The organism is Candidatus Poribacteria bacterium, from assembly GCA_021162805.1.
Classification (GTDB): domain Bacteria; phylum Poribacteria; class WGA-4E; order B28-G17; family B28-G17; genus JAGGXZ01.
In genome coordinates this window covers 44,468-50,881 of sequence record JAGGXZ010000103.1, presented here as the reverse complement: position 1 = coordinate 50,881, position 6,414 = coordinate 44,468, and the positions used below count along the sequence as shown (strand labels likewise).

At 54.8% G+C, this 6,414-nt stretch carries 3 protein-coding genes and 2 pseudogenes; all 5 read right to left on the bottom strand.

From position 1 onward, the window contains the following. Positions 1–550: 550 nt before the first annotated feature. On the bottom strand, positions 551–700 hold the full coding sequence (locus tag J7M22_08380; GenBank protein MCD6506625.1) for a Dna2/Cas4 domain-containing protein: 150 nt from the start codon (positions 698–700) through the stop codon (positions 551–553). Between the two features lie 22 nt (positions 701–722). Further along, on the bottom strand, positions 723–3,008 hold the full coding sequence (cas3, locus tag J7M22_08375; GenBank protein ID MCD6506624.1) for a CRISPR-associated helicase Cas3': 2,286 nt from the start codon (positions 3,006–3,008) through the stop codon (positions 723–725). After that, the gene (gene cas5b / locus J7M22_08370) at positions 2,983–3,678 is read right to left on the bottom strand and encodes a type I-B CRISPR-associated protein Cas5 (protein MCD6506623.1); all 696 of its coding nucleotides are present in this window, start codon (positions 3,676–3,678) and stop codon (positions 2,983–2,985) included. The genes cas3 and cas5b overlap by 26 nt, the downstream gene beginning before the upstream one ends. A gap of 14 nt (positions 3,679–3,692) precedes the next feature. Then, positions 3,693–4,738: pseudogene (cas7i, locus tag J7M22_08365) on the bottom strand (type I-B CRISPR-associated protein Cas7/Cst2/DevR). A 2-nt stretch (positions 4,739–4,740) separates the two neighbouring features. Beyond that, a pseudogene (gene cas8a1, locus J7M22_08360) lies at positions 4,741–6,414 on the bottom strand (type I-B CRISPR-associated protein Cas8b1/Cst1).

Genomic DNA, 6,414 nt, shown 5'->3' with positions numbered 1-6,414 from the left:
TGTTCAAGCAGTTCTTGCTTGAAGGGATCAAGGGGATCTATGGCGCCGTATGCTCCGTCTCATTGCCGAGAGATGGCTCTGCGATGAACCGGATATGACTAAATATAGGGGGGATTTGAGAGGTCAGAAGTGCTTATTTCTCAGGGCGAAAAGGAACGAGGAACCAGGACGGAAAACGTTACAACGTTAAACGTTGAACGTGCAACGGACCGTCGTTTCAATCCCACCATGGTTCGATTAGGACCCTAGGTGAAATCATCATAAGCAATAATTTCGAGGAAAAATCAAGCTTCAATTCCCACTTTGGCCTGGTTAGAATCCGTCGAACCCCAGTAGGGGAAAATCCCCAGGAGACCGACGGCAAACTTATAAACCCAATAAACTCAACCTTCCACACCAAAATATCATCCTTTCAAAACGCAAAATGCATCCGTCCATCCCCCTCGAAATAGGAGGATCGACTGCAGATCACATGATGAAGCCAACAACGATCGGCGTTCGGCTAATTCCAACTTGGTTATATGTAGTGTCCGTCGTAACCGAAAGAGCGTCATTTAATAAAGGCTCCGAGCGAGACCTTATCGCTGAGCTTCTCCATCCTCAGATCATGTGTATAGAGCCAGAGCTTCCTCGGGCAGACAATGAGGTAGTTCACCTCCATCCCACCCACCTTCAGCTCTTCAAATTCCTGATCGGTCATTCCAGATCCCCCCGTTTGAAAGTCAAATGATTATCCCTTCATCTATTGGCTCATCCGGAGTTAAACCCAATTCTCCATCATACCGTACGTCCGCCATAAGCAAGCGTTCCCTCTCAAGCCGGCGCATCCGTCCTTCATTGTTGAGTTTGTGAAACAATCCCATTGTGATAGGCGTCAGTAACCCCTCTGCCAACAGGTATCGTCTCTCGTCAAAATGACTTCTAAACTCCTCATAAAGCGGACGGGGCAAAACCTCCACCCCTTTGAAAAGCCCTCTAAATTCCTCCTCTCCTTCCTCATAATGCTGCAGCGGCCGAAGAGCTTTGAGCAACTCGCCGAATACGTTGTGGATGCGATCGAATCTCTCCCGTTCTCTCTCCGTCCATCCGTCTCGGTAAACCCTCTCCACCCATCTCCGCATCTCCGACACTGTAAGCGGTGCTCCATCAGGTGGGCCTTCCTCCATCGTTCTCTTCAATCGCTCAATCTCATAAATGTATCTCACTCTATCCGGATCGAACTCAGTTGTGACGTGTACCTCTACGCCTCCCTCATGTTCGCCATATCGGTTCACCCGGCCGAACCGCTGAAGCAGATCATCGACGGGGGCGATCTCGGTGAAGCAGATGTCAAAGCTCACGTCCAAGGAGACCTCTACGACCTGAGTTGCTACAAGCACGCTTAACGGATCGTTTCTCTCCCCGCGTAATATCTCCATCACCTCTCGTTCCTTCTCCGCCCTATCTCTCCTGGCAAATCGACTGTGTAGCAGATGCACCCCCTCCAATTCGTCCCTCAGGCTGAGGTAGATCTCCTGGGCTTGGGCGACCCTATTAGCCACCACCAACACGCTCTTGCCCTCATGGGCTGCCGCGATAATCTCCGGAATCATCTCCTCTAGCGCCTTCGATCGCCAACGGAGGTGATGACGTGCTTGGCTCAGGAGATGGCCTGTCCATTCATCATCTCCTTCTTCGAGCTTAAATTCCGGCAGTTCCTCATCCACGGCCTCCGAAAGCAATGATTTCAGGAAGGTGGGAAAGGTGGCGCTCATGAACAGGGCACGTCCGCCCAGTGATTTGATCACTCGGATCATCTGGAGGATAAGCGCCGTGGTGTGTGAGTCGTAGGCATGGATCTCGTCGAAGATGAAGAGTCCGCCGACGATCTCCCCTACACCGATCTCGAATCTCCGAACCCCGAAGAGCCATTTCAGGATCTGAAACGGGGTCGCTATCTTGATCGGTTTGTGGACCAAGCGGTTCACGTTCACCTCATCTTTAGCTTTTCTATAGGCCACCTCGTATTCGCCCACTTCGTCAAAATACTCTCTGAAGGCATAATCCAAGGCGCGAGCATGCAGAACTGATACGTTATCCGGGCCGAAGATCCCTTCGAGGGTTTTGGACATCGCCTCGATGCTCGCCTGATAGGGAAGCAGATAGAAGATGCGTTCTCCGCCCTCACGATTGTTCATCGCCCAGAGCAATGCCGCCCATGTCTTGCCTGAACCGGTTGGTGCCTCCAGTATGGCATCGCCTTTATGTTCCCCGATTCTCCTTTGAAAACGGCGGAGAGGCGGCGGATCGGGGGACGGGATCTGAGATATGAACTGGGGGACGCCGGCGCTGACGGCATGGTCGGAAGCCATAAGCCAACCTCGGGCAAGCGTGTATACCAGTGCTTCTTCATTAAATCCGATCTCGCCTAACAACCCTCTCCTTCTGAAGCCCCGATATAACTCCCTCAAAATGGGGGCCGGAGGATCAAGCGACGAAGGGGAACTCGGAAGATGGAATCCCGAGAAGATCGGCTGTGAGGATATGAAATCCCCGATCCACCCCCAAAATCCCTCCATCTCAGATCTTCTTTCCTTGAAATTCTCCTCCGCCTCGGAACGTAGCTGTGGGTCAGGAGAGTATCCCGAATCCGCCATCAGTTGTTGATCGTCTATGTCCCTATGATGGGTGATCACCGCCGCGAGTGCGATCTTCACGATCGGGTCTCTCTCCTCAGCCATCGACTTCAACAGTGAAGCGGAGAGCACCTCATGACGAAAGTTCCATCCACCGCCTTTTCTCAGCGATTCCTGGAACCCCTGGGCGGCCTTTCCCAGGTCGTGGCTCATCCCGCTTAAAACCAGGGCGTTCTCCAATTGATCTACCTTCCCCTGAGTCAGCAATCTGTCGAGATGGAGGCGATACGCCCTCATGATCGAGAGGGCATAATCCGTAACATCACACAGATGCTTTTCAAGGGGGACAGATCCTCTTTCATCCGATTTAGCCAGCGGCACGTCCGATGGCATCGCGTATCCACCTCCTTCGATAGATCGGGATCGTCCAGTCTCGTTCGGCATCACGTATCAGCCATCCCGGGGCTCTGAGAGGATATGGCCTTGTGACGACGCCGAAGATATCAACTCCCAGCGGCTGTCGGTTCGGGTCCTCGGTGAAGCTGATCGGGAGGTTGTATATCATACACGGAACGCCGGCCTGGCGGAACACGATCTCGCGAGGCAGAAGCACCCCCTGCACCTCCCCCTCCTCCGTTTCCTCCAACTTTACCTCTGAAATGCGATCCACCGTCGCGAGGTCCTGCGTCCTACCCAACAATAGGGCATATCTCGGCCGTTCAAACGCCCTGCGCCACTCGGAAGGCAGGTAAAGCGTCAGATGGGGGAGGAGGAGAAACTCCCTCTGGATCACGTTCCGCCCTTTCGGAACGGCGATGGAGCGCGCTTGACCTCGATCGAAGGTCACAATGGCCTCCAGATCGCTCGCCACGCCTTCATGCTGACATCTGAAGGCCAGCCATTCGACCTCATTCGGGTGAATTATTCGTCCCATAGCGGCGGAGATCATTCCGTAGATCATTGAGAGCGGCGGGACGGGCAGGGTGATCTGATGTCCGACGAAACAGGGCACCCTGAAAGATGCGGTATAGGCGATCAGATCTATCCGAATTCCGTTGAGCATCTCCTCCACCTCGCCTATCCCACGAATCTCTCGAAGACCGGCTCTACAAGGTCAGCCGCTGTCTCGATCGCCCCTCGAGGAGTGCCGCAGACCTCTACGCATTCGCTGAACGGCTTCTCCTCATTGAACGCCCTCAGCACCTCATCCTCGTTCGTCAGGACGGTGGGACGATACCCGAAAAACAATGCCTTGTCACCATCCTGAATTCTGAGCAGCCGATCCCTGTAATCGGTTAAGACCGATCTCAGACGATCCAGGTTCAACGTGACGCTCTCTCGATTCACGTCCGGCTCGAACAGCCTTTGGAAGGGAGCATTGCCTCCGTCCAGAAATCCCACGAGCGCTACGACAGGGGACACGTCGGACAGGTTCCGCGCGAGGTGGGCTCCATAGCGTAGCCTCTCAAGGGCGAGCAGAACCTCTTTCACACGCCGTATCCGTTCACTCAGCGACAGACAAAGCGATCCGTCTCTCTCGACCAGTTCCTCACCGTATTCCCTCGCTATATCATCGGACAGATCCTTCATCTCGCCCACGTCAAACCGTCCTACATCGGCCAGCGATATCGTGAAAACCCCCTGCAGGCAGGTGGTATAATGTTCTGATTCAAACGGGATGATGTCGGCGTCGGGTGGCAGATTGCGTGAGAAGTGGCCGAAATCCCGCTCGATCACGTTTGGGATGACGGAGATCAGAAGGCTGTTCTTCAGAGGCGAGACCCTCCTGTAGGTTCCGCCTCCTTTGCCCTTATCCCGTTTGCGTGCGGCCATGTATCCGAACAGATCATCCTCCTCGAACTGGATGGGATCGCCCTTGGTGTAGGCGCTTTTCGCTTCACGGATCACCTCGCTGGGCGTCCAACCGAAATCCTCATAGAGCACCTCTCTCCACCATCGCCTCCACGCCTGTCCCGAAACGTAAGGGTAGCGGAGGCGCCGATACGGATCTGTTTGACAACGATAGCGTTGTCGGCTCGGACCCCCTGATCCTGACCGGCGTTGTTCAATGCGGCGCCGTTGGCTTCAATAAGCACCGCTCCCGTTAAAACCGGATATGCCATCCTCACACCTCCTCTTCGTTTTCACCCTCGATCTCCTCCGACGGGATCTGATCTCTCGCCCGATCAAAGAGATAGGCGAGCAGGTAATCACGCAGGAGGAAAAGCCTGTTGACGTCCTCCAAAGGGGCCAGGAAGATGAAATCACTCCAACCTATAGCCCCCCTTTGTGCGGCGTTCAGATATGCCCCACGGATCATCATCGGGTTTCGGGACGTGCGGAGGCGACCGATCTATCTCCCCAGGTTAGGCAGCCCTTCGATCAGACGGCCTCCGATCCGCTGGATTTGTCTCAGGGTCTCGTCCGGGGCGATCGGTTCCGCCTCCTCTTCCATGATCGGAAACTCCTCGCCTTTATCCCGACGGTTCTGATATTCATAGATCACGGCGAGCAGGATGTCCCTCACCTCAGCCGCCACGTTGTAGCTGCTGGGCGGCACCAGTTGATAGAACTCCTCGTGGCTCATCCATCCGCGTCGCACGAAATCCAACAACGTCCCATAGAGCTCGCCTCCCGTCGCCGTGCGTAGGGCATAGATCAGCTTTTTGGCGTCATCATCCCAGGCTATTGACAGCCCGATACGCTCCAACATTTTGATTTTGCTCTTCGGCATCCTTTGAACCTCCTCAAGATAAAGCCGATGCCCCACCCATCCCCCTGAAAGATATGGCGGATCATCGCTGAGACAGGCGCCTATGATCCTCTCGGTGGAGAGGATGGATCTTGCAACCCTCGCGACGAACCTCTCCCTGTCCTGTTTCCTCTTACCCTTCAGATCGCCCCTCACCTCCAGCAGCTCCCTCTGAAACCTCCTGTATTCCTTGGGATGTTTCCAAAGTCGAGGCAGGAATCGCATGAACTCGTTAGGAATAGGAATCGATCTGACAAACCCACCCCTATTATCGTTGGAGAAGATGTAGCCGGTGGTCGGAAGCGGGCTTTCATAGATCATCTCAAGCTCGTAGTGGAATTTCCCCAGGAGCTCGAACATCAGGTAGAGTATCGTCCCCGCTTCGCCGGATGTGTTCCAGTCGCTGTAGAAATCGAGGGTTTTGTTTTCGGCTATCAGCCTTTCGAGATGTATCCAGCCGTATTCCTCTGCGATGAGGGTGGCGATCTCAGGGGATTGCGTGTGTAGGAACCACATCGCCTTCCCTCCGCCGACCCGCATGACGGTCATGGGGAGGAACCGCACCGCTAGGGCGCATAACCCACATATGGATTGCCCATATGCGAATGCGGGGTAATAGTTCACGATTCCCTCCAGGAGGGGCATGTTAACCTTCCTGGCGACGATCATCGCATCGGCGGGACACCGTGCGCCGCAGGAGAGGCAGATCGCCTCGCCCTTTTCCGTCAAACACCGTTTAGCTCTGGCGAGATCACCGTATAACCCTTCGCGGAACCTCGATCGGACGTTATCCGTCCCTCCTTTCCAGTTGGAAGGGTTGACCAGCTCGCTGTTGGGGAAGATCTGCGACATAGGGCCTCTGGCAAAGCTTTTATCCACGTTGATACCCAGCGCCTGATCGCTGAGCATTACGTTTTCCAGCGCCTTACAGGCCCTCTCGAGCGACTCCGGCGTTAATTCCTCCGGACGTTCGACCTCGGCCTTCACCATCAATGCCGCCAGCCCGGCATCCACGAAGGGATGGCCTGTGAAGTGGACAGTTGTCAT